This window comes from Pseudomonas sp. NBRC 111133, from assembly GCF_001320605.1.
Taxonomy (GTDB): Bacteria; Pseudomonadota; Gammaproteobacteria; order Pseudomonadales; family Pseudomonadaceae; genus Aquipseudomonas; species Aquipseudomonas monteilii.
Genome location: NZ_BCBJ01000062.1, coordinates 53,312 through 75,352, shown reverse-complemented (window position 1 = coordinate 75,352; position 22,041 = coordinate 53,312). Strand labels below are relative to the sequence as shown.

22 protein-coding genes and 1 pseudogene are annotated in these 22,041 nt (G+C 59.3%); 19 read left to right on the top strand and 4 right to left on the bottom strand.

Annotated features, from left to right (window positions below):
- The first annotated feature begins 106 nt into the window (after positions 1 to 106).
- From APH36_RS12930 to APH36_RS33180, 18 genes and pseudogenes are all read left to right on the top strand, one after another.
- A complete protein-coding gene (locus APH36_RS12930; RefSeq protein WP_060498937.1) occupies positions 107 to 880 on the top strand; it encodes a PFL_4669 family integrating conjugative element protein in 774 nt (257 codons plus the stop codon).
- Positions 877 to 1,371 carry a DUF3158 family protein gene (locus tag APH36_RS12925; RefSeq protein ID WP_060498936.1) on the top strand — a complete coding sequence of 165 codons (495 nt, stop codon included), beginning with the start codon at positions 877 to 879 and terminating at the stop codon, positions 1,369 to 1,371. Before APH36_RS12930 ends, APH36_RS12925 begins: the two co-directional genes overlap by 4 nt.
- A gap of 5 nt (positions 1,372 to 1,376) precedes the next feature.
- Positions 1,377 to 1,805, top strand: coding sequence for a single-stranded DNA-binding protein (locus tag APH36_RS12920; protein ID WP_060498935.1), 429 nt, complete (start codon positions 1,377 to 1,379; stop codon positions 1,803 to 1,805).
- Between the two features lie 739 nt (positions 1,806 to 2,544).
- On the top strand, positions 2,545 to 4,512 hold the full coding sequence (locus APH36_RS12915; protein ID WP_060498934.1) for a DNA topoisomerase III: 1,968 nt from the start codon (positions 2,545 to 2,547) through the stop codon (positions 4,510 to 4,512).
- A 742-nt stretch (positions 4,513 to 5,254) separates the two neighbouring features.
- Positions 5,255 to 5,800, top strand: coding sequence for an STY4534 family ICE replication protein (locus APH36_RS12910; protein WP_060498933.1), 546 nt, complete (start codon positions 5,255 to 5,257; stop codon positions 5,798 to 5,800).
- 67 nt (positions 5,801 to 5,867) lie between these two features.
- Complete coding sequence (locus tag APH36_RS12905) at positions 5,868 to 6,125, top strand: hypothetical protein (RefSeq protein ID WP_060499045.1); 258 nt, start codon at positions 5,868 to 5,870, stop codon at positions 6,123 to 6,125.
- A 66-nt stretch (positions 6,126 to 6,191) separates the two neighbouring features.
- Positions 6,192 to 6,686, top strand: a complete 495-nt coding sequence (locus APH36_RS12900) for a JAB domain-containing protein (protein ID WP_060498932.1) — start codon at positions 6,192 to 6,194, stop codon at positions 6,684 to 6,686.
- Positions 6,687 to 6,751: 65 nt separating this feature from the next.
- On the top strand, positions 6,752 to 7,468 hold the full coding sequence (locus APH36_RS12895; protein ID WP_060498931.1) for a hypothetical protein: 717 nt from the start codon (positions 6,752 to 6,754) through the stop codon (positions 7,466 to 7,468).
- 132 nt (positions 7,469 to 7,600) lie between these two features.
- Complete coding sequence (locus tag APH36_RS12890) at positions 7,601 to 8,110, top strand: PilL N-terminal domain-containing protein (protein WP_082426386.1); 510 nt, start codon at positions 7,601 to 7,603, stop codon at positions 8,108 to 8,110.
- Positions 8,107 to 8,778 (top strand): hypothetical protein, encoded by a 672-nt coding sequence (locus APH36_RS12885; protein ID WP_060498929.1) that lies wholly within the window; start codon positions 8,107 to 8,109, stop codon positions 8,776 to 8,778. Before APH36_RS12890 ends, APH36_RS12885 begins: the two co-directional genes overlap by 4 nt.
- Positions 8,779 to 8,788: 10 nt before the next feature.
- Positions 8,789 to 9,508, top strand: a complete 720-nt coding sequence (locus APH36_RS12880) for a TIGR03759 family integrating conjugative element protein (RefSeq protein ID WP_060498928.1) — start codon at positions 8,789 to 8,791, stop codon at positions 9,506 to 9,508.
- On the top strand, positions 9,490 to 10,044 hold the full coding sequence (locus tag APH36_RS12875) for a transglycosylase (RefSeq protein ID WP_060498927.1): 555 nt from the start codon (positions 9,490 to 9,492) through the stop codon (positions 10,042 to 10,044). The genes APH36_RS12880 and APH36_RS12875 overlap by 19 nt, the downstream gene beginning before the upstream one ends.
- Complete coding sequence (locus tag APH36_RS12870) at positions 10,041 to 10,460, top strand: integrating conjugative element protein (RefSeq protein ID WP_082426384.1); 420 nt, start codon at positions 10,041 to 10,043, stop codon at positions 10,458 to 10,460. Before APH36_RS12875 ends, APH36_RS12870 begins: the two co-directional genes overlap by 4 nt.
- Positions 10,461 to 10,469: 9 nt before the next feature.
- Positions 10,470 to 12,596 (top strand): type IV conjugative transfer system coupling protein TraD, encoded by a 2,127-nt coding sequence (traD, locus tag APH36_RS12865; RefSeq protein WP_060498926.1) that lies wholly within the window; start codon positions 10,470 to 10,472, stop codon positions 12,594 to 12,596.
- Positions 12,597 to 12,630: 34 nt separating this feature from the next.
- Positions 12,631 to 13,359 carry a TIGR03747 family integrating conjugative element membrane protein gene (locus tag APH36_RS12860; RefSeq protein WP_060498925.1) on the top strand — a complete coding sequence of 243 codons (729 nt, stop codon included), beginning with the start codon at positions 12,631 to 12,633 and terminating at the stop codon, positions 13,357 to 13,359.
- Positions 13,360 to 13,753: 394 nt separating this feature from the next.
- Positions 13,754 to 14,002 carry a hypothetical protein gene (locus tag APH36_RS12855; protein ID WP_060498924.1) on the top strand — a complete coding sequence of 83 codons (249 nt, stop codon included), beginning with the start codon at positions 13,754 to 13,756 and terminating at the stop codon, positions 14,000 to 14,002.
- A gap of 126 nt (positions 14,003 to 14,128) precedes the next feature.
- Positions 14,129 to 14,896: pseudogene (locus APH36_RS33185) on the top strand (PAS domain-containing protein); the annotation flags it as partial.
- The gene (locus APH36_RS33180) at positions 14,888 to 15,484 is read left to right on the top strand and encodes a methyl-accepting chemotaxis protein (RefSeq protein WP_374754794.1); all 597 of its coding nucleotides are present in this window, start codon (positions 14,888 to 14,890) and stop codon (positions 15,482 to 15,484) included. The pseudogene APH36_RS33185 and the gene APH36_RS33180, both read left to right, overlap by 9 nt.
- Positions 15,485 to 16,487: 1,003 nt before the next feature.
- On the opposite strand, the gene APH36_RS32670 is transcribed toward APH36_RS33180, so the two are convergent.
- From APH36_RS32670 to APH36_RS12825, 4 genes are all read right to left on the bottom strand, one after another.
- Positions 16,488 to 16,703 carry a hypothetical protein gene (locus APH36_RS32670; RefSeq protein WP_060498921.1) on the bottom strand — a complete coding sequence of 72 codons (216 nt, stop codon included), beginning with the start codon at positions 16,701 to 16,703 and terminating at the stop codon, positions 16,488 to 16,490.
- Positions 16,704 to 16,866: 163 nt separating this feature from the next.
- On the bottom strand, positions 16,867 to 17,880 hold the full coding sequence (locus APH36_RS12835) for a DsbA family protein (RefSeq protein WP_060498920.1): 1,014 nt from the start codon (positions 17,878 to 17,880) through the stop codon (positions 16,867 to 16,869).
- On the bottom strand, positions 17,877 to 19,466 hold the full coding sequence (locus tag APH36_RS12830) for a class I adenylate-forming enzyme family protein (protein WP_060498919.1): 1,590 nt from the start codon (positions 19,464 to 19,466) through the stop codon (positions 17,877 to 17,879). The genes APH36_RS12835 and APH36_RS12830 overlap by 4 nt, the downstream gene beginning before the upstream one ends.
- A 61-nt stretch (positions 19,467 to 19,527) precedes the next feature.
- Positions 19,528 to 20,937 carry a cytosine permease gene (locus tag APH36_RS12825; RefSeq protein ID WP_060498918.1) on the bottom strand — a complete coding sequence of 470 codons (1,410 nt, stop codon included), beginning with the start codon at positions 20,935 to 20,937 and terminating at the stop codon, positions 19,528 to 19,530.
- Positions 20,938 to 21,072: 135 nt separating this feature from the next.
- On the opposite strand from APH36_RS12825, the gene APH36_RS12820 reads away from it, so the two are divergent.
- Entirely contained in the window at positions 21,073 to 21,981 is a 909-nt protein-coding gene (locus tag APH36_RS12820; protein ID WP_060498917.1) for a LysR substrate-binding domain-containing protein, read from the top strand.
- Positions 21,982 to 22,041: the final 60 nt, after the last annotated feature.

Here is a 22,041-nt window from a genome sequence, read left to right as displayed (position 1 = left end):
ACGTCCACTACTTGAAAATGCGAGCGAACCACCTTCGCGTTGATCCGCGTCGGATTCTACGGATCAGCCCATCGTCGGCGTCATTCCGACGGCGAGGTAACTGGCGATGGCCGATCACTACCAGCTCAATCTGGGCTCCCTGCGCAGCAGCATCACCCTCACCCTGCACACCCACCACGCGGCGCGGCTATGGCAAGGCCGCATGGGCCGCGAAGGCGTGCATCCGATCATGGGCATGGCCGGCTACATCGGCGTCACCAACCTGCTCAAGCATGCCAGCAGCCAGGATGATCCGTTTGCTGATTGGTTCATGCTGCAACTGGAGGACAAGCTGCTGCAGGCCAAGGCCGAAATGCGCGCGCTGACCAAACAGGTCAGTCGAGTGGAGCGCGCCCTGCCCACCCAGATCGATATCGGCAAAAACCTCAACATCCATCCCGTCACCCTGCCGCTGTTCATCGGCAGCCAGCTCGGCTTTCTCGCGGTCTACCTGCTGACCGACTACGACACCCTGGTGCGGCGCGTATTACTCGCCCACCACACGGCTTTGATCGGTCGTCCTGACATGGAAACCTGGATCGATCGCGGTGCCCACGAGCTGCGCAGCCTGTTCGGTCTGGCCCAGCGCTATCGACTGGCCGGCGTGAGCCGGGAGGACATGGCCGCCAACAATGCTCGCGCCCGTGACGCGATCGACAAGTTCGGCACGCCCCCGCGCAAAGTGCTCGAAGGCAGCCACCGCTCCCAATTCGCCCCACCGATCACACGAAGCACTAGCGGCCCAACTCCCGATGAGCTGGGTCAAGCAGATCAACCGGACCCGCCAGAGGCCGAGGCGCTCCCGACACCGGATGAGCCGTCCGAAGGGGGTGAACCATGACCCTGGCCGATGCAATCGCCCGGCGCTTGTCAGCAGATGCCTATCGCGAGCTCGCACAAAGTGCCTCCCTAAAAGGCCTTTTAAAGCCTTTTAAGGGTAAGGGAGAGCTGCAGCAGTTCGCCGAGACGATCCTGCGCCTGCGCACCCAGGTCGCCGAGTTGATGGCGGTGATGCTGGCGATCATGGCGCAGCCACCCTTCACATTGCTGAATCTGCGCTTGGTGGTGCAGCACAGCGCGACGGGCACTGACTTCCTGCGTTGGCGTAGCCCGGACTTTCAGCGCATGGGCGTGCAGGTGTGGCAGGAGACGGTGGTTCAGCCGCATCTGCACGCTGGTCTGCGGCAGGCGCTGTACCAGCTGGAGACCAACCGCGTGGTGCTGAACCTGCAGATGAGCAGCCTGCAGTCGCTGTATCGCCAGGCCATTACCGGTGCCAGCAAGCTCCAGGCCGCCGAGCTCGCCCTTTCCCATTCCCCCTCCGAGGAGTAATCCGCATGAGTACTTTGTTTGTTGGTGAAGGCAACATCGGCAGCGTTCCGGAATACCAGGAGTTCAACACCAACCCGGATGAACCGCGACGCCTGCTGCGGCTCAACGTCTACTTCGACAACCCGGTACCGCGCGAGAGTGGTTACGAGGACCGCGGGGGTTATTGGGCGCCCGTCGAGCTCTGGCACCGCGACGCCGAACACTGGAGCACGCTGTTTCAAAAAGGCATGCGCGTCCTGGTCGAAGGCCGCACGGTCAAGGAGGAATGGGAGGACAGCGACGACAACGCGCGAGTGACGTTCAAAGTCGAGGCGCGGCGCATTGGTATCCTGCCGCACCGCTTGGCGTCGGTAACCATGCGTGAGAAAGCCCAGGATAAACCCAGCGCCAATGGTAAAGGCGGTGGCAAGAAGGCCCCGCGCAAGGCCGTCTGATCCGTGGAACTCAGTGGAACAATCGGTCACTGCGCGCTTTCGCAGGGGCTGCGCAGCTCCCCCGGCGTGCAGCACTGAGCCTTGCTGCAGGTTCAACTTCGCCGGGCTTTCTCACGCTGCTCACTATCCAGCAACTCCTTCATTTCCGCCAGGCACTGGTCCAGGGCAAGGAGTGCCCGCTAGTGCGCCGGATCTCCTGAATCCAGGCGATCAACTCCACTCGCACTCGCGGAGTGTCGGGTTCCAGATGGGTGGCATGAACAACTCGTAGGCCTTGATCGCTAGCTTATCTGCTTGACTCTGGTGTGATCGGTGCAAGATCCCTCAGTGCGGACGGGTCGGTCATACGCTTGTTTTTGGTGCTATGCCTCATAAGGGGCATCTCTCTGAGTCATTCTTATCTCGGGGTGGGTAATCAATCACATGAGGCGAATGGACTGGTTGACCTTTCCGTGACGAAACTGCCGCAGTTGGCCGACCTGTAAGGATGCCTGGCCGATGAGCTGCTGACCATCAGTCCCCACCCTCAGGACCTGGGCACCAAATTACTTAGATCATCAAGAAGCTGCCCCCCGATAAGCAATTCGCCCTGAAATTTCCGAAGATCCTGGCGAGCGATCTCGCTCAATGGAAGTAACGTGTGCACCAGCCGGCGAACTGATCTCGCCGATTTCGGCTTTACCCTAGCGTTCTCTTCCCATTCCCCCACCCTGTCGGTACCCACCGAGAGGGTCTGCGTATGCGCTTGTTCATTTGCGAGAAACCATCTCAAGCCCGCGACATCGCTCGGGTGCTGCAGGCCAGCCGGCGGGGCGATGGCTGCCTGCAGGGCCCGAATGTCACCGTCACCTGGTGCGTTGGACACCTATTGGAAACCGCCCCACCTGAAGCCTATGGCGCTTACAAACGCTGGTCGCTGGACGATCTGCCGATCATTCCCGACTGCTGGCAGCTGGTGGCCAAGCCGAAGGTTGCCGCCCAGTTGAAGGTGATCAGCCAACTGCTGCGCACCTGTGCCGAAGTAGTCATCGCCACCGATGCGGATCGTGAGGGTGAGATGATCGCACGGGAGATTCTCGAGCGCTGTCAGTACCAAGGGCCGATCCTGCGCCTGTGGCTGTCCGCCTTGGATGAGGCTTCGATTCGCCGGGCGCTGGCCAGCCTGCTCCCGGGAGAACAGACCTTGCCGCTGTATCACTGTGCGCTGGCCCGCTCCCGCGCGGATTGGTTGGTGGGCATCAACCTGAGCCGACTGTTTACTCTCCTCGGTCGCCGTGCCGGTTTCGATGGGTTGTTGCCGGTGGGCCGCGTACAGACCCCCACCTTGCGCCTGGTGGTCGAGCGCGACCGAGCGATTGCGAGCTTTGTGCCGCAACCCTTCTGGAGAGTTGACGCTCAGCTGGAGGCTGACGGCGTCAGTTTTAAAGCTCAGTGGCAACCGCCAGCGACGGTCTGCGATGACGCTGGCCGCTGCCTCGATGAAGCGGCCGCGAAGCAAACCGCACTGCGCCTGTGCCAACAACGGACGGCCTGTGTTCAGAGTATCGAGGTCGAACAGGTCCGTGAGAGCCCGCCGCTGCCGTTCGACCTGGGCACGCTGCAGGAGGTCTGCTCGGCCAAACTCGGGCTTGGTGCCCAGGAAACCTTGGGGATCGCCCAGGCCCTGTACGAAACCCACAAAGCCACGACTTATCCGCGAACCGATTGCGGCTACCTGCCCGAGACCATGTTCGACGACATGCCCCGCATCCTCCATGCCCTGGTCGCCGCCAGCCCTTCACTGGGGCAGGCGATTAAAGAGATCGACCCTTGCCGGCGCTCTCGTGCTTGGAACAACGGCAAGATCACCGCGCACCACGCCATCATTCCTACCGCGATCACGCTCGACCTGACGCAGCTTTCCGAATCTGAACGGTCGGTCTATGCACTGATACGCGCCCGTTACCTCGCGCAGTTTCTCCCTGAGCATGAGTACCTGAAGACCCAGGTGCTGCTGCAGTGCCAAGCCGACCCACTACTCGCGCGCGGCAAGCAGATCCTAGCCCGCGGCTGGAAAGCGGTGATCAACGAAACCCACGGCAATGAGCCCGGCGAACAGACGCAGCGCTTGCCCACACTCCGCGAGTCCGTTTCGGTGGCGCTGACTGACGCCGCTGCCATTGCCCAGCGCACGCAGCCGCCGAAAGCCTACACCGAAGGCACGCTGGTCAAGGCGATGAAGACTATCGCCAACCAGGTGAACGATCCGCGACTCAAGCAGAAGCTCAAAGACAGCTGCGGTCTCGGCACCGAAGCCACCCGCGCGGCGATCATCCAGGGCCTGATCGACCATGGTTACCTGTCCAAGAAGAAACGCAGCCTGGCCGCCTCAGCCGCGGCCCACACCCTGATCGAAGCGGTGCCGCCGGAAGTGGCCGACGCGGTGCTGACGGCGCTGTGGGAACAGGCACTAGACCGCATCGAGTCGGGACAGTTGAGCGTGGAGAGCTTTCTCGCCAAGCAGGCCGAGTGGCTGACCCGATTGGTGCGCAGTAACGCCTCGCTCACCCTGCGCACACCACCCAGCAAGGGGCCTTATTGTCCGGTATGCCGCAGCGCCATGCGTCAGCGCAAAGGCCGTAGCGGCACCTTCTGGTCCTGCATCCGCTATCCGGAATGCAAGGGCACAAAGCCGGTGGCAAAACCCAAGCGGGCAAAAAAAGCATGACTTGACGGCACCCCGCAGCGCTGGTGTAGTGATCAGGCCCCTCGCCGCTTGGCGACCCCAGACCGATTCGCTTCGGGCAGTTCGGTCAGACTCATTGAGTTCGGAGCCACCCTCACCACCTCTTCGGAGGCCTTCTCAGCGTTCCAAGTCCTCTAGGCGGATGACCCATGCAGCTTGCACTAGGCCGTACGGGTCATCCGCTTCGGCGACGATGCTCAGCCCCGGTGCCCGCCGGCGAAATACTGGGCACCTTTTGTGCGCGGATGCGTGCCAGTTGGTTCCGGCCCAGGCCACGACAAGGGTCGGTTGATCCAGGTGGATCGGCAACGGAGATTTAGCGACGAACTCCGGTGTCACATCGCCGGGTCAAAGGTGGTCCCTCTCCTCTTAGCCTGATGACCGTCAGGCTATTTTTTCGCCGTCATTAATCCACTGAGAACCACCCACTTCCGCTCGCCCAGACTGCCTGCAATGTCCGGTTGACGCGCCTTTTGCAGCGTTTTATAGATGAGTTGCACTCCGCTGTCGTTGACAGCACCCAGGTAGCCAGGACCTTCAAGGCTGCGCCCGCTTCGGGTGGTTCTCCCCAAGTGCGACTCGCGCTCGGCAGCTCGCACGGTCGCCGATCCGTCGGTGATGAGCGCCCTCTACACCGATCACGTTTTTGCACCTCTCCCTTGCGGAACTCACCAGCCGCCAGGGCCGGTGGATGTCCGCGTTTCTGCTGAACAGGAGCTCCACCATGACTAATGCAAGTAATAACGCCCCCACCACCTACTTCAATCTGCACACCCAAGGCATTGGTTATCTGAACCGTGTTCGCGAAGTCCCGGTCCGCCGCGGACAAGCGTTCATGGCCTGTGACATCGCTGCCTTGCACGGTGCCTCGGACGACGTCGAGTACACCCGCTTCGATTGCAAGGTCGCCGGCGGCGAAGCCGATAGGCTGATCCGTGAGCACTTGGAAGACGTCCGCGCGAAACGCAAGGTCCTCATCGCGTTTCGCATCGGCGATCTTTGGGTCGATCCGTTCCTGTATGAGAAAGGCGAACGCAAGGGACAACCCGGCGCCAGCCTCAAAGGCCGACTGATCTTCATCGAGTGGATCAAGGTCGATGGCCAGTTCAGCTACCGTGCGCCCGCCCGCACCGACGCTGCCGCCGCTGCTGAGGGAGCTGAGCACGCGGAGACGGATGGAGATAAGGCAGACACTGACGGTGACTCCGATCAGGGTCAGCGAACTCCGACCGCCGCGCGCAAACCCACCGCAGCCCGTCAGTCTGCCTGAGGCAGTTTGACTCCCACTTACAGGCGCTCTCGCGAGCGTCTGTAACTCACCTATGTCGGAGGTCACCATGGAGAGCTTCTGGCTCTGTGAGGACTGCCTGCAGGCGATTGCCTACGACGACTTCAGCGCGCTGTCGCTCTACTACAGCGGGGCTGAAGTTGAACAACGCATCACCCATTTGCGCATCGAACTGCAGGCCTTGCTGCCCCTGAGCGCCGATTTCGATCCGCACAGCGGCGCAGGCATTCAGGCCTTTTCCACCCACCCGTGCGAGGTCTGCCACAGCCCGCTGCACGGTGCGCGTCATCGTTTTACACGTCTGTGACTCACCTCTCTCACCAGCCTGGGGCACTCCCCCAGGGGGCGCTCCGCCTCCCACGAGGAATTGCCCATGAACACTGCCCACAACCGGGTCGAGCGACTCAAACCTGCATTGGCCCAGCGTGCCCGCGAGGATGCGCTACTGACCGAAGCGCTGGAGTTGCTGGATCAACGTTATTTCCAGCGCGGCGAGCAACTGATCTCACCGTGCGATGCAGCGTCCTATCTGAAATTGCAGCTGGCACCCTATCACCATGAGGTGTTTGCGCTGCTCTGCCTGGACTCGCAGCACCGCGTGCTGAGCTTCGACATCCTCTTCACCGGCAGCATCGACGGTGCCTCCGTGTACCCGCGCCAGGTGGTCGTCAAAGCACTCGAGCACAACGCTGCTGCGGTGATTTTCAGCCACAACCATCCCTCCGGCTGCTCGGAACCAAGCGGCGCTGATCGGGTGCTCACCAACCGCTTGATCGAGGCCTTGGCCCTGGTTGAGGTGCGTGTGCTGGACCACATCATCGTGGGTGAAGGCACGCCGCTGTCGTTGGCCGATTACGGCTGGATCTGACCACACCCACCACTTGAAGGGTCACCGCCTGTACGGGGTGACCTTCACATTTTCGGAGCGCCATCATGTCCACACCTCTTCGCAATCCATTCCTCCGCGGCTTCCAGGACCTGAGTTACGAACGCGTGGTACAGATCAGCTACGCCGACGATTGCCCGCCCTGCTACCGATCCCTTCACCCTGCGCTGCATGACCTGCCGGATGACGGCATCAATTTCCAGCCGTGCCTGTTCGATGATGACTTCGCGGTGATCACCGACGGCGAAAGCGTGCCCGAGTTTGTCCGTATGCCGTGCCCTGCCGACGGCATCGTCAGCCAGGTGCTCTATCAGGTCACAGGTGTGCACCATGGCCGCCGCCAACACGTCAGCGATCTCCCCAGCGAAGAAGCTGCACAGCACTTGATTGAGCAGCTGTCATTCGCCACCGGGCACTACAGCCGCAACTGGGAAATCAGCAGTGCGCACCTACCAGCAGATGAGTTCCAGTTCCTGCAGGTGTGCGCCTGGTGCCGCTCACCGTCGGGTTACTTCGAGTGCTTCGAGCTGAGCAGCAACAACGCGGTGGGCTGCAAGCTGTACTCGACGCCGTGGCTCAAAAACATCGCCGCGGGCGGCAGCTACTGCAGCGCCGAGGAAGTGACTGCACGCCTGCGCGCAGATCATGTACCACCGGTGCTGCGGCGCCTGCTGTTGCTGGCCGGTGAGGCCGACACCCGCCTGTTGATCTTTGACCCCGATGCTACCTCGCTGCCCGAGCTCCCCCTGTTCACCGAAGACTGACCTCAAGGCGCCCCCTGGGCGCCTTTTTTTCATGGTCACGCCAGCATAATCCGGTCGGCGAAATTCGGTTTTTCAGTGGGGGCACGCTCTGGATTTCGCCATGGTGTCGGCATCTTTTGTCGAGACCTGGTCATGCATACCCCCACGTTATTCTTGCTCGGACTGATGTTCTCGTTGCTGGGCTGCAGCACGCCGCCACCGGCGCCCGCCCCTGCACCACCCACACCCGCCCCGGCCTCAGTGGCCAAGCCAATGTCCCCGGTACCCGCCTGGGTCCGACAGGACCGCTACACCCTGGCCAGCACCCAGCCAACACTGGAGCAGCGCCAACCGCTGTATCAGCTGATCAACGTCCAGATCGTGCCCGCGCTGCACGCAACGGTCGGTGAAGCGCTGCACCACGTGCTGCAGCACTCGGGCTACTCCCTCTGTCCCGACAACCCTGCCGTGACGCGGTTGTTCCGCCGCCCCTTGCCGGCCGTGCATCACGACCTCGGGCCGATCTCGCTGTTGGATGCCTTGACCATCATTGGCGGCCCCGCCTGGCGACTCGATATTGATCCGGTCGAGCGGATCGTGTGCTACGCCCTGCGCCTGCCCACGCCCGAACCACCCTTCTCGACACTGGAGACCGCACCATGAAGGTTCACCATTTTCAGGCCTTGGTGATCGGCGTGCTGTGCCTGGGTGCTGCCGTCCTCGCGGCTGAAAGCTACAACCAGCATCAGCAACTGGCTGAACTGCAGACTGCAGCGCGCAATGCGCCGGACGACCCCAGCCCGTCACTGCGTCGCGACATCGGCGAATTGCACACCACGCTGTCCACGCTGTCGCCACAGGTCGCGGCCCTGAAAGACGCCCAGCACCAGCACACCAGTGCGCAGACAACGCTCGGCCAGCAACTCGACGAGCTGGCGACCTCCGTCAGGGTCCTGCAAGCGCTACCGCCAGGACCGAGCAGAGCCGATCTGACTGCCCTGGCGCAACGCATGGGCGTGGCAGAAGCGGCACTTGAGAAGCTGTCGACCGGGCCTAAGGTGCCAGAAGCTACCGCCGCATCCCAATCTGCCTCCATCCGCGAAAAACCAATAATCAAGGCGCTGCAGCCGCCTTTCACCCTGCAGGGTATCGAGACGCGCGGCACCATCAGGTTCGTGACCGCGTTGCCTGCCGGCGCCCATGCACTGTCCACCGTGCATCTGCTCCAGCCCGGTGACAGCTTGAACGGCTGGCAACTGCGGGCGATTCGCGAGGGCCAGGCCGTGTTCCACGTCCCTGGCCATGGCGATCGCATCCTGCCCATCCCGTGAGGAGGTGAACGTGACTAGGTATTCCGCTGTTGCGCTCATCCTGCTGCCGGCTTACGTGTTCTCCGATCAGGGCTCGAGCGTCCCCAAGCATGCCGACGCTCAGGTGCAGTTCAGCGAGCAGTCGCCGCTGGTGCGGCAGGCGTCTGCAGCTGACCAAGCCAAGGCCTGGGGCCTGACAGATGACGAATGGGCCACCTTTGAGCGCCTGCAGACCGGTCCCCGCCATTACTGGTCGCCGCAACTTGACCCGCTCACCACCCTGGGTGTCGAGGCCAACTCGGATCAGGACCGGCAGCGCTACGCCGAGCTGCAGGTCCGTCTGGAAGCTAGGCGTGCCGAGCGCGAACTGGCCTACCAAAAAGCCTACACCGCAGCCTGGGCACGGCTGTTTCCGGGGCTGCAGCCCGTGCAGGGGATGAGCGATGATGCTGGCCCTTCAAGCCGCAGCCGCACGGCACTGTTCGTGGAAGAGCACTGCACAGCCTGTGTGAGCAGCCTCCAGCGATGGCTACAGGCCGGTGCGCGGCTGGATGTGTACCTGGTCGGCAGCCAAGGCAACGACACGCGATTGCGCCAATGGGCGCAGGGCGCAGGCATCACTGTCGCCCAAGTCAGCGGCGGCCAGGTCACCTTGAACCATGACCGCGGCCGCTGGTTTGCATTGGGTGCCAGCCGGCCCCTGCCAGCCCGCTACCAGCAGGTGGATGGAAAATGGCAGCGCCTCGACTGATTCTCGCCCTGGCGATGGTCGGCGCCACCGCCGCTCACGCAGGTACCTTGCCGCCGCCGGCGTATCAAATGGCGGCCGCGCGTGCCGGTATCCCCGCCTCGGTGCTGTTCGCCATTGCTCTGCAGGAAAGTGGCACGCCGCTGCGCGGTCACCTCATGCCCTGGCCCTGGACCCTGAATGTCGCTGGGTCACCGCTGCGGTTTGCTCGACGCGACGAGGCGTGTGCCGCACTCAGAGAAGCACTCAGTCGCCACGATCCCAAGCGTATCGATGTCGGGCTGGGACAGACCAACCTGGGATATCACCCCGACCGCTACCCGAGCGCCTGCGATGCCCTCGATCCCCGCGCCAACCTCGCGGTCACCGCCGAACTGTTGCGCGCGCACTATGCCGACACCGGTGACTGGGTTGTCGCTGCCGGCCGCTATCATCGGCCTGCCGGTGGTGATCCTGCGGCGCGCTATCGCCGGCAATTCAGCCGTCATTGGCAACGCGTCCAGTCAATCGCGGCTGCACCAGGAGGGTCGCTGCCATGAGCTGCTTGCGCTTGGTGGCCCTGGCCCTCTGCCCTTGGCTGTCGTTTGCCGCGAGCGCTGAGCCCAGCAGTCTGCCCGCCCCCACCACGCTGAACTGGGTGCTGCCGGTGCGCAGCGCTCGCCTCTCGCCCGGAATCGTGCCGCCCAGGGCATTGAGCCTTCCCAGCATGACGCCGCTATTTATGGTTGGGCAGGACACTACTTCCCTGGAGTGGCTGTCGCGGCACGCCCAGGCGCTACAAGACTTGGGCGCTAATGGGTTGGCGGTTGATGTGGACGACGTGCGGGCGCTGCGCCGCATCCAGATGACTGCGCCCGAGCTGAACATCTGGCCGGTCAGCGGTGACGACATCGCCGAGCGGTTGGAGCTGGAGCACTACCCGGTGCTGATCACGCCCACCGGCTTGGAACAGTGAGGACACCTCATGGCCGAGCACGCGATGGAATCCCTGCTGCGCCCGGCGGTGGAACTTTACACCGTGGGCATCTGCGCCGGCGCCGGTGCGCTGTGCCTGCACTCGCCCTGGGCCGTGGCCCTGTCGCCTGAGGTGGGGGCTGGCATGGCCCTGGCGTACACCGCGTTCGGTCTGAAGCGGCTCAATGAGGCGCGGATCGTCCTGCGCTACCGGCGCAATATCCGCCGCCTGCCGCGTTACTCGCTGACCAGCCGGCAGATTCCGGTGAGCGGCAAGCGCCTGTTCATGGGCCGCGGCTTCCGCTGGACGCGCCTGCACACACAGCGCCTGCTCGAAGCTCAGGACCCGGCGCTGGCCCACTACGTCAACCAGTCGGCTGCCCACCTGTGGGCGCGACGGATGGAACAGCTGCTGGAGAAGGCACCGCCGGGGCTGTCGCTGCTGCCTCGCCTGACCGCCTGGGACAGCCCGTTCAACCCGGTACGTCCTCTGCCGCCGGTGGGTGGCTCGCCATTGCTGCACGGCGTCGAACCGAAGGAACAGGAAGCCAGCCTGCCGCTCGGCGAGCGCGTCGGCCATACCCTGGTGCTGGGCACCACACGGGTGGGCAAGACGCGCCTAGCCGAGGTGTATATCACCCAGGACATCCATCGACCGAGCCGGGAAGTGGTCATCGTCTTCGACCCCAAGGGCGATGCCGACCTGCTCAAGCGCATGTACGTCGAGGCCCGTCGCGCCGGCCGTGAGCACGAGTTCTATGTGTTCCACCTAGGCTGGCCGGAGATCTCCGCACGCTACAACGCCATCGGCCGCTTCGGGCGGATTTCGGAGGTGGCCACCCGGATCGCCGGCCAGCTGAGTGGCGAGGGCAATTCGGCGGCCTTCCGCGAGTTCGCCTGGCGCTTCGTCAACATCATCGCCCGGGCGCTGATCGAACTTGGCCGGCGTCCGGACTACCTGCAGATCCAGCGCCATGTGGTGAACATCGATGCACTGTTCATCGAGTACGCCCAACACTTCTTCGCCCGCCATGATCCTCAGGCCTGGGAAGCGATCGTGCAGATCGAAGGCCGCCTAAACGAGAAGAACATTCCGCGGCACATGGTTGGCCGGGAAAAGCGCGTCGTTGCCATTGAGCAGTACCTGAGCGCCAAGCGTATTTTCGACCCCGTCATGGACGGCCTGCGCTCGGCCGTGCGTTACGACCGCACCTACTTCGACAAGATCGTGGCGTCGCTGCTGCCGCTGCTGGAAAAGCTCACCAGCGGCAAGACCGCGCAGCTGCTGGCACCGAACTATTCCGACCTGGAGGACCCGCGGCCGATCTTCGACTGGCTACAGGTCATCCGCAAACGCGGCATCGTCTACGTTGGCCTGGATGCGTTGTCGGATGCCGAAGTGGCTGCCGCCGTCGGCAACTCGATGTTCGCCGACCTGGTCTCTGTCGCTGGCCACATCTACAAGCACGGCATCGACCACGGCTTGCCAGGCTCCTCCAGCGCAGCAGACAAGGTGCCGATCAACCTGCACGCCGACGAGTTCAACGAGTTGATGGGCGACGAGTTTATCCCGCTGATCAACAAGGGTGGCGGTGCCGGTATCCAAGTCACCGCCTACACCCAGACCTTGAGCGACATCGAGGCACGGATCGGCAACCGGGCCAAAGCTGGCCAGGTCATCGGCAACTTCAACACCTTGCAGATGCTGCGCGTACGGGAAACCGCGACCGCGGAACTGTTGACCAATCAGTTGCCCAAGGTCAACGTGCAGACACGCACCCTGGTGTCCGGGGCGACGGACACCGCAGATCCTGATGCGCGAACCGACTTCACTTCGTCCTCGCAGGACCGGGTCACCACCACTGCGGTACCGCTGATCGAACCGGCGCACATTATCGCCTTGCCCAAGGGGCAGATGTTCTCGTTACAGGAAGGCGGCCAGCTGTGGAAGGTGCGCATGCCACTACCGAAGCCAGCCAGCGACGATGCGATGCCTGCGGATCTGCAGACCCTGGCTGCGCGCATGCGCGAGTCATACAACGCCAATGCGGGGAGTTGGTGGAGCAGCTCAGGCGGTGCGCCTACGATCGATTTTGATCCCGAGATACCACCACCTGGGCGCAGACGTGCCGCATGAGCCTCGCGCCGACAGCCGATTATTTGGAGTTCCTATGCCCACCACCACAGCCATCCCTCGTCCAGCACCGCGACGCCCAGGACTCATCATCGGCATCGTCGAGTTGTGCCTATGTATGCTCGGCCTGTTGTTTGCTTCGCTGTTATTTTCCATCGGGCTAGAGCTTGTGGGTATGCTGTGGTTCTGGCCAGAGCAAGGTTGGCATCACAGCCATGCGATGTGGGTCCGTGAACTGGGCTGGCTCAGCGACCACTTCAAGCGATCGCTGCTCGTACAAGATCCAGCGCAAGCGATCGCCAACATTCTTGAGCATCTGAATGACTGGGTCTGGGCTCGCTCTGGATGGGCTCGATCCGACGCCCAACTGCAGCTGTTCAGCCGCGAGACGTCGCTAAAGGGGGAGCTTGCTCAGGCATACGTTGCGGTACAGGAGTATCTGCTGGCAGCCCTATTCACCGTCCTCACATTTATAGTTCGCGTGGCCGTCCTTACGCTGGCCATGCCACTGTTCCTAATGGCTGCAATCACCGGCGCGGTCGACGGATTGATGCGCCGCGATCTGCGTAAGTTTGGGGCAGGCCGTGAGAGCAGCTTCGTCTACCACCGAGCGAAACGGGCACTGCTCCCCCTGATCGTCACCCCCTGGATGATCTACCTTTCCCTCCCCTGGTCGCTCAATCCCAACTGGGTGTTGCTGCCATGTGCTGCGTTTTTTGGATGTATGGTGGCAATCACTGCGGCGACATTCAAAAAATATCTTTGAGTAGCTGCTAACGCCCCTCTCCCTCCTTAAAAATTCCAAGTGGCCAAGCCCAGCCATTCGAAAGTCTCGACAAGCTCCCGGACGATTCAATGCAAGCGAGTACCCTGCCTGCTGTACATACCACTTGGAACGACAAAGATGGGCTGCATCACCAAGTATAACCTTGAGATTTCAAGCTTTTAGTTGCCCAGGCAATTGGCCTTGTGCAATCCTTGCCATGCGCCGCTCATCGGCGCCGGGTGTGAGAACCCGATCAAGAGTCTGCGGGTCGCGTTATGGCGGTCCGCAGGGCAGGCGTTCGCGCCTGGCCGGTGGACTCTTGCCGGTTTCTCACCCCTGCGGGTCGCCACCATTCGCTTTCGACGGTGGCTCAAGCAACCATGGAGGTGCCGGTATGGATCATGCCGAAAATGCGACCAAGCCCAGCATTCATGCGGAGCGTGCATACGCGCTCATTCTTTCGGGCGTTATAGAGTGCAGCACTGCATTAGAGCAGCGATTGTTGCTGGATTCGCTTGTCTGTCAGTGTGCTGCCTTTACGCGCATACTCAGCGGTGAGCAGGAGTTTTTCGACCTGTTAGAGCGGCTTAAATACATTGATTGTAGTCATGCCGATTGGCTGCTACCTCGACAAAATCACTGAAGTCTATTCAGGTTTCCCTACCGAGTAACGAATACCCCGTGCAGTGAGGTGGGTGACGTCACATAAAGGTTTCATTGCTAACCGCCAAATCAGACCGTAAGCCAATCTACATTCTGGAGTAATGTCATGTTCAATCGGGCGCTGAAACGTGAATTGGCAGCCAGGACATCAGAGGTTGCTGCTTACAAAGGGTTGATTGCTGCTTTAGACCGTTCAATGGCGATAGTCGAGTTCAGTCTGGATGGCAAGGTTCTGCGAGCCAACGACAATTTTCTCAATGCCATGGGTTACCGAGCAGATCAAGTGTCAAGCATGTCGCACCGTGATTTCTGCTCCCCCGCCTTGGTGCGCAGTGCTGAGTACAACGATTTTTGGAGTCAACTGCGAGCGGGAACATTTGTGTCAGGAACGTTTCAACGCTTCAGCGGGAAAGGGCGGAGTATCTGGCTGGAAGCTAGCTATAACCCCGTGAAGGATGAGCGCGGGGAGGTCTTCAAGGTGGTCAAGTACGCGCTGGACGTTACCCAACAGGTGACTAAGGATACGGAATCACGTGCGAAGCTGGCAGCGCTGGATCGCGCCATGTCAGTGATTGAGTTTGATTTGAACGGGAATGTTCTGACTGCAAACGACAATTTCCTTAATACAATGGGTTACACCGCCAAGGAGCTGAAGGGCACACACCACCGATTGTTTTGTGAGCCCAGTTTAGTTAACAGCAACGAGTATGGCGAATTCTGGCGTCGTTTGAATACAGGTGAATTTTTCAGCGGCCAGTTCAAGCGCATCGGTAAACACGGCAGGGTTGTCTGGCTGGAAGCGACCTACAACCCTGTCTACGACGCCGATGGAAAATTGGGAAAAATCGTAAAGTTTGCCAGTGACATCACCGAACGAGTTGAGCGATTTGAAGAGGATTCACGCAGCGCATCGCGGGCGTACCATATCTCCACCGAAACCGAAAAGGTCGCCGGACAAGGCGCTGAAGTTATTCAACAGACGGCAAGAGAGATGCGCCTGATTGCAGAGAACATTGGTACTTCGGCACGGCTGGTAGGACAATTGGGTGATCGCTCTGAACAAATCACTGCCATCGTCAACACCATCCGAGGCATCGCCGATCAAACCAATTTACTTGCCCTAAACGCAGCCATTGAGGCTGCCAGAGCAGGCGAACAAGGAAGAGGATTTGCCGTGGTTGCCGATGAGGTGCGACAACTGGCAGGACGAACAAGTCGATCAACAGCCGAAATTGCCGATCTAATCAGCAAGATACTTTCTGAAACCAGAGACGCTGTAACCAGTATGAGTGCAACCCAAGATGGAGCGCAGCGAGGTGTCACGCTAGCAGATCAGGCCGGCCTCGTAATTCTTCAAATCCGCACTGGAACGAGTGATGCCGTTGAGGCTGTGAGCATGTTTGCTTCGAAGCTGGATGAGTCTGATGTCGCTTCTAATACCGCAATAGGTTGGGTCGAATGAGGCACGCAAGTCGGGATGTGCTTGGACATAAAAGGCCGCAAATACAGGACCAACATACAGATTATCTAAACTAGCTACAACGGATTGTCATGCTCCTTCCGCACGCCGTCGGAGCCCAGGCTTTTAGATAAGTACACCCGGGGCTTGGTGTCCCCGCCCTTAAGCCTGGGCTCAAAAATATTCGCTGGCGCTTGAACACAACATTAAAGCTCCTTGACGTGGCACGTCGTTGTATTTTTCCGGTTTCTAGTAATGCTAGGACAGATCATAAGTTCCCCACCTAGCTGAAGACATTGTAGAATCTCAGCCCCTAGCGGCTGATCTACCGAATCACACTCTACCGTTACCAAGCGCGTCCACAGGACACGTTAACGCCAATAAGCCACGCTGACCTAGTCTTTGCGGTTGGTCACGACACTTACCCCGCTTGGGAGGTCACATCTGACAACGCGAACAGCAACTTATAGAAAATTTCAATATCCGCCATTAATTAAGGCAAATGGCCGCTATCGACTCTGATCTGTAACGTCGGAACGTAGGAATTGGTTGAATGGTGAAGGACGCATGCATGGATAGCCAGTATGAGATCCATTTCGTCCGCTCAGGGCACAAAGAGGTAATTCGTGTGTCTCAGCCCCACATGTCTGAAATACAGGCATGGAAAATCTCTCTCATGCGCGCGGGGGCATGTTATGGCGAGCTCACACAGCTTGTAGCGAATGAGAGCATCATGGCACTAGCCAAACGCTTATCGGTCTCTGGGGTACGGTGGAATAAGGCTAGCCATACCATATCATTTGCGGAACGCTCCTCCCTGCTGTCGTTAAGACTCTGCGACAAAGACTAGATCTGGTGAATCCACTGGTTCCGGTCATAGCCAGCCTATTGACTGCCGAATCGATCCCAATGCGACAACGCTGCGGAACTCCCGGCGCATTGCCGCGGCGTGCCACGTTGTCAAACGCTTGAGCGCTGCTGGACTAACTCCGTGGTCAGCGTCGCCTCAGGCTTTTTTGCCAAGACCTTCTGCAGCAGCAGCAAAAAGCAGGATCAATGCGCCGAGCATTTTCACCAGGAACATGCACGCCAACAAAATACCCATGTCGGCCAGGAACTTGATGAGTGAGAAAGCCGAGATCGACACCACAACCGCCAGTGTAATGCCCGTCAGCAAGACCACTTTGTCGCTGAACAACACCGACTGGTAATACGCTTGCACCAGGGTGTCGCCGGCACGTTTCGAGCCCGGATCACGCTCAATACGTAGCGCGCCCAGTCAACGCCGAGAGCGATCACGGGAGATGCGCGACTTTCACTCCCTCGCCGAAAGTCACCATCAGCTACTCACAAAGAATAGAGAGTAAGTGCAGTCACAAACCTAGTCAGCAATCTGACGTGGCCTGCAAAGCGGGAGGGGTGGCTGCCAAAAAACCATTCAACATCTCCAACCGATCATTTCCCCAGAATAATTTGTCGTGCACGACCATGGTGGGCGCTCCAAATACCCCCTGTTCAATTGCTTCGGACGTAGTGTCTTCTAACGCCCGCTTGAAACGCTCATCCCCCGCAGCCTGAATAGCCCCTTCTCGGCTCAGCCCTACAGCGGCAGCCAGATCCCCAATGACTTCAAGGTCACTTATATCCTGACTATCACTCCAGTAAGCCTGCATCACACGAGAGATGAATTCCGCTCCCAGCCCCTGCTCCACTGCGTAGAGACTCGCTCGTAGCGCACGCGCCGGACGTAGCGGAAAGGCTGGATGGTATCGAACGGTCAATCGCCTCAACCGTGCCCAGTCCTGCATGTCCTGCTTAAACCAACTCACGAATGCTTCTGACGCCTCCAATGGCCTGCGTCCCTGGATGCGGTCAATAAGGTTAGCCAAATGCATAGGCCGCCAACGGATCAAATACCCATGGGCTGCACATATCTCCCGCAGTCGTGGTATCGCCAAGTAGCACCATGGGCTGTGAAAGTCGAAGAAAAAGTCGAGCTCGCCAACCAAATGAGCTTCTGGTGCAGGCGGTTGGAAACGATTCAATTCGACACGCACCCTTTCATGATGCCCTCTCATCACCACTTGCCCCTGCTGGGAAGCCTGCACAGCAAAGCGCAATGTTCGCTCATGAGACGACTCAAGCACCGCTTCGCAGTGGACCTCAATGCCTGGCCAAGCCGGGCGCAGATGAGCAATATCGACACGGCTACCGACGGTGCCCCAACCAGGTGCGCTGGACGCCTGGGCACCGCTACCGGCAGTCTCTTCCAGCAGGGCGATCAATGCAGGTGTCGATACCACTTGCACCCCAGTGTTGCCAATGGCGGCGGCCGTATCCTGTGTCGTGGGGATAAAAACACAAAGGTGACGATGCCCCGGAACGAATACGTCGCTCATGCCAACTCCTGCAATTGCTCAGCCAGCACCGACGCCTGCAACGCGCGCTTGATGATTTTTCCGCTTGAGGTCATCGGCCACTGTTGCACTTTGAATAATCTGGAGGGATGCTTGAATCCAGCAATCTTGCCCGCACAAACCTGCTTGACCTCGGCCTTGGTGAGCTCCTCCGTCAACTCCACAGCAGCAGCAACGACCTCACCGTAATAGGGATCTGGCAAAGCAAAAACGGCCACTTCAATGACTGCAGGATGAGCTCTCAGCAAGTTCTCAACTTCTACAGGGTAAACGTTTTCTCCTCCGCGAATGATCATGTCACGCAACCGCCCGCCCACTAACTCCACCCGCCCGTCTTCCCGCAACCGCCCCAAGTCTCCAGTTTGCATCCAGCCCTCGTCATTCAGGCAACGTGCTGTTTCAACAGCATCGCGATGGTAACCGAGCATCACCATAGGGCCTCGCACCTGTAGTTGGCCGGTCTCTCCCTGCTCCAACGGTATGCCGCTATCCGGCTCACACACACGCACCTGCATACCGGTTATGGGTAGGCCAGCCGTCACGAAGCGGTCGTCACTGGTGCAGGTATCTAACGCAATCAACGTACTTGCTTCCGTCTGCCCATACACCTGGACTAAACCCGGGATGGGGAAAGCGCTCGCACAGCGCTCGAGCAGGTGCGGGTCGCAATCCGCGCCACCGCAGGTTCCTGCTCGCAGAGAGGACAGATCATGGAGCGCCCGCGCTGGGTGTTCGAGCATGGCCAAATAGGAGGTCGGCACGCCGGTTAGGATCGTACAGCGCTCCTGTTCAACCAGCCGAATCATGGCGCCTGCTTCGAAGGCGCGTATACCGACGTAAGTCGCACCAACACTCAAGGCAGCGAGAATATTCATGATGCAACCCGCACAATGAAACAGGGGGATTATTGAGGTCCATCGATCATCCGCCGTCACACCTAGACGCTCGACAGTCCCTTGTGCGTTCATGAGCATGCCTTCGAAACACAACTCAGCCCCTTTGGGGCGGCCCGTTGTCCCGGAAGTGTACTGAATGCTGGCCAGTGCACGTGGTGACCACGACCAAGGCTGGAACTGTTGCTGTGGGGGCTGGGCCAGGAGCGCAGCGTAGCCCGAATGCTCAAAACAGAGTACATGCTGTAATCGCGGCAGCTGTCCCTGCATTTTCTCAAGCATGGAGAGGTACTCGTTGGAGCGGAAGCGCTCCGACAGCAGGATCGCGACCGCCTGGCTATGATCGAGTACGTACCAAAGATCCTCCTCTCGAGAATGCGTGTTGATAGGCACGAGTACTGCGCCGATCGCCGCAATCGCCAATTGCGCGATCGGCCATTCAATACGGTTTTCAGCCAGCAAAGCCACGGGATCCCCAGGTTTAACACCAAGCTGGCGCAACCCGGCGCCCAGCCGTTGAACCTGGCTTAGCCACTGGCCGAAACTTAACCGCTGCGCGCCCTCATCGAATACCAAAGCTTCTCTATCAGGCCAACGGACAGCGCAGTCCAACAGCATCGCATAGGGATTGCTAAGCGCGTCTTCGCGAACAGCGGGGATGTTATCGATTGTCATGAGAAGCATGTCCTTGAAAGGCCTAACGACCAAAAATCTTGATTACGTACACTCAGAATTATTACTTTGCACAATAACTTCTAACTTGGACGCGACTGCGGTAGCGACTCATCAGGTAGTACAGCGCGCTGGTGCCGAGCAAACCGACACCCCATGAGATATCGGCGCCACCTAACAAAGCGGCGACAGGACCGGTGTAGAAACTACTTGAGATAAAAGGCAGCTCTATAAGTACACCTGTGCAGTAGAGCGCTATGACTGGGACATTCCAACGTCCATAACAGCCGGCAGGGTCATTGAGCGCAGCTATGTCGTAGCGTGAGCCGTTTCCAAAAAACCAGTCGGCCAAACAAATCGCACTCCAGGGGGTGATGAATGCCAGCAGAAAAATCAAGAATGAAGAGAAAGAATGAATGAAGCTGTGAGACCCAGCCAAGGCAATCAGTACGGCCACAGCCACCATACCGAGGACATAGATAAAACGGTGTTCCAGCGTCACCGTACGCGCTGCACAAAAGCCACTGACCATGGTCGCACTGCACATGTAACTACTGTAGGCATTCAGCGTCATCATCGTGATCTTTCCGAAGCCAACCACGAAATACAGCACAGCGGCCATCACACCCGTGGAGCCAAGGCTTACCACGAACTCAACTTCGCGTCCTGAGAAAGCAGCGCCCGCCAACGCAGCAGCGAAGACACCAAACGTCATGGCAGCCTGAGATCCGATCACCGTCCCCATCGCTGCCGCAAAGAAGACTTTTACCTTTGAGGTATTGCTAGGCAAATAGCGGGAATAGTCTGCGACATAGGGGCCGTAAGAAATCTGCCACGCTGCTGCCAAAGAAATTGAAAAAACAAACTGTGTTGGCACGAAATTCCGGTTGGCCAGTAACGTGGAGATGTCATGCTGCGCCAATAACGCGCCGAACATGTAGATGAAGGCCAACACGCCCACCACACTGGCGACCTTCGCGATCGAGTGAATAGTGCGATAACCCAGCATAGCAAGCATTAAAGTGACTGCCCCGAACAGGATGATCCCCGCCCAGTCTGCAACGCTGAGCACCTTAGCCAGCGCTTGCCCCGCGAGTAACGTGCCACTCGCTGAAAAGCCAACGTATAGAAAACTGACCAATATCAGCGGAATGATTGCTCCATACACTCCAAACTGCACACGACTACGAATCATTTGAGGTAAGCCTACAGATGGCCCTTGTGCAGCCTGTAACCCCATAACAATACTGCCGAGTATTTGACCGATCAGCAGTCCAATCAACGACCAGAACACGTCCCCGCCCAGCACTACCGCCAGGGCCCCGGTCACAATAGCCGTGATATTCAAGTTGACCCCTAACCACAAGGTGAATTGGCCGAACGCGTGTCCGTGCCGCTCTCCTTCTGGAATGAAATCAATTGAACGTGTCTCAATCAGTGGTCTGCGCGCCGCAGGTGCACCTGAAATTGCCATGGGACAAACCCTCAAAGTCATTGGTATGTGTTGTTGTGATTCCAGAGACATTGGCTGGCAGGCCGGATGGACAGAGCGTACCGGTCGAGGTATATGATTAAAAATATTCAGTTTTGATAGGGCGAATTCAAAAAAATGATTCACTTCAGCCTGCGGCAAATCGAGTACTTCGTAGCGGCGGCCGAATGCCGGACCACGCTGAGCGCAGCCAAGCGCCTGAATGTGTCGCAGCCTTCCATCTCCCACGCCATCGCTGAGCTTGAGGACCTGTGGAAAGAACGACTGTTTGTGCGCCTGCCTGGCAAGGGCATAGAGCTGAGTAGTGCCGGATTACGGCGCTACCATCAGGCGCGCCAGTTGCTAGAAAGCGCTCTACATCTGGGATCGGCATCCACTGACGACGTGATAGGTACGCTGTCTCTGGGCTGTTTCGCCACACTGGGGGCGCGACACATGCCCGCCATGGTCGAACGGTTCACTAAGCGGTATCCCGGTGTACGTATCGCAATATTCGAGGGCGATACCGAGGAGCTGGTGGAGAAGGTAGAGCGAGGGACGTTGGATTTGGCGCTCATCTATGACATGAACCTGGCACGCAAGGTCAACCTGCATTCGATTGGCATGCAGGTGCCCTACGTGCTTATGCCTGAAAATCACCCCTTGGCCACGAAAGTCAACCTGAGCATTCAAGACCTGAGCGGGGAGCCCTATATCCTGCTGGATCTCCCTCACAGCCGCGAATACTTTCTTTCGCTGTTTCGTACAGCAAATGTCGTTCCGGATGTTGTAATGGAACTTCGCTCCGTGGAAATGGTTCGCTCATTGGTCGCTCACGGTCACGGCGTGTCCATCCTGGTTACGCGTCCTGCAGGCGACCTCAGCTATGATGGCCGGAGAATTCTCTGCCGACCATTGGAAACAGGCGTAGCGCCACAACAGGTAGTGATCGCTGCTTCAAAGGAACTAAATCCGACTCGAGCGGCATCAGCATTTTTAAAGTTGATGGGCGAGCAATTTAGCGGAAACAGTATATTGGACACGTAGACGTGAGTGCCTTAAAAAACGGTATGTATATTTGATGAGCACGAAGCGACCGCATGCCTG

Excerpts from the sequence above, each read along its gene's own strand:
- APH36_RS12915 (WP_060498934.1), top strand. The coding sequence starts at position 2,545 with ATGCGCTTGTTCATTTGCGAGAAACCATCTCAAGCCCGCGACATCGCT.
- APH36_RS12905 (WP_060499045.1), top strand. The coding sequence starts at position 5,868 with ATGGAGAGCTTCTGGCTCTGTGAGGACTGCCTGCAGGCGATTGCCTAC.
- APH36_RS12860 (WP_060498925.1), top strand. The coding sequence starts at position 12,631 with ATGCCCACCACCACAGCCATCCCTCGTCCAGCACCGCGACGCCCAGGA.
- APH36_RS12870 (WP_082426384.1), top strand. The coding sequence starts at position 10,041 with ATGAGCTGCTTGCGCTTGGTGGCCCTGGCCCTCTGCCCTTGGCTGTCG.
- APH36_RS12930 (WP_060498937.1), top strand. The coding sequence starts at position 107 with ATGGCCGATCACTACCAGCTCAATCTGGGCTCCCTGCGCAGCAGCATC.
- APH36_RS12825 (WP_060498918.1), bottom strand. The coding sequence starts at position 20,937 with ATGGCAATTTCAGGTGCACCTGCGGCGCGCAGACCACTGATTGAGACA.
- APH36_RS12900 (WP_060498932.1), top strand. The coding sequence starts at position 6,192 with ATGAACACTGCCCACAACCGGGTCGAGCGACTCAAACCTGCATTGGCC.
- APH36_RS12820 (WP_060498917.1), top strand. The coding sequence starts at position 21,073 with ATGATTCACTTCAGCCTGCGGCAAATCGAGTACTTCGTAGCGGCGGCC.
- APH36_RS12885 (WP_060498929.1), top strand. The coding sequence starts at position 8,107 with ATGAAGGTTCACCATTTTCAGGCCTTGGTGATCGGCGTGCTGTGCCTG.
- APH36_RS12920 (WP_060498935.1), top strand. The coding sequence starts at position 1,377 with ATGAGTACTTTGTTTGTTGGTGAAGGCAACATCGGCAGCGTTCCGGAA.
- APH36_RS12830 (WP_060498919.1), bottom strand. The coding sequence starts at position 19,466 with ATGACAATCGATAACATCCCCGCTGTTCGCGAAGACGCGCTTAGCAAT.
- APH36_RS12910 (WP_060498933.1), top strand. The coding sequence starts at position 5,255 with ATGACTAATGCAAGTAATAACGCCCCCACCACCTACTTCAATCTGCAC.
- APH36_RS12925 (WP_060498936.1), top strand. The coding sequence starts at position 877 with ATGACCCTGGCCGATGCAATCGCCCGGCGCTTGTCAGCAGATGCCTAT.
- APH36_RS12855 (WP_060498924.1), top strand. The coding sequence starts at position 13,754 with ATGGATCATGCCGAAAATGCGACCAAGCCCAGCATTCATGCGGAGCGT.
- APH36_RS12895 (WP_060498931.1), top strand. The coding sequence starts at position 6,752 with ATGTCCACACCTCTTCGCAATCCATTCCTCCGCGGCTTCCAGGACCTG.
- APH36_RS12835 (WP_060498920.1), bottom strand. The coding sequence starts at position 17,880 with ATGAGCGACGTATTCGTTCCGGGGCATCGTCACCTTTGTGTTTTTATC.
- APH36_RS12890 (WP_082426386.1), top strand. The coding sequence starts at position 7,601 with ATGCATACCCCCACGTTATTCTTGCTCGGACTGATGTTCTCGTTGCTG.
- APH36_RS12875 (WP_060498927.1), top strand. The coding sequence starts at position 9,490 with ATGGCAGCGCCTCGACTGATTCTCGCCCTGGCGATGGTCGGCGCCACC.
- traD (WP_060498926.1), top strand. The coding sequence starts at position 10,470 with ATGGCCGAGCACGCGATGGAATCCCTGCTGCGCCCGGCGGTGGAACTT.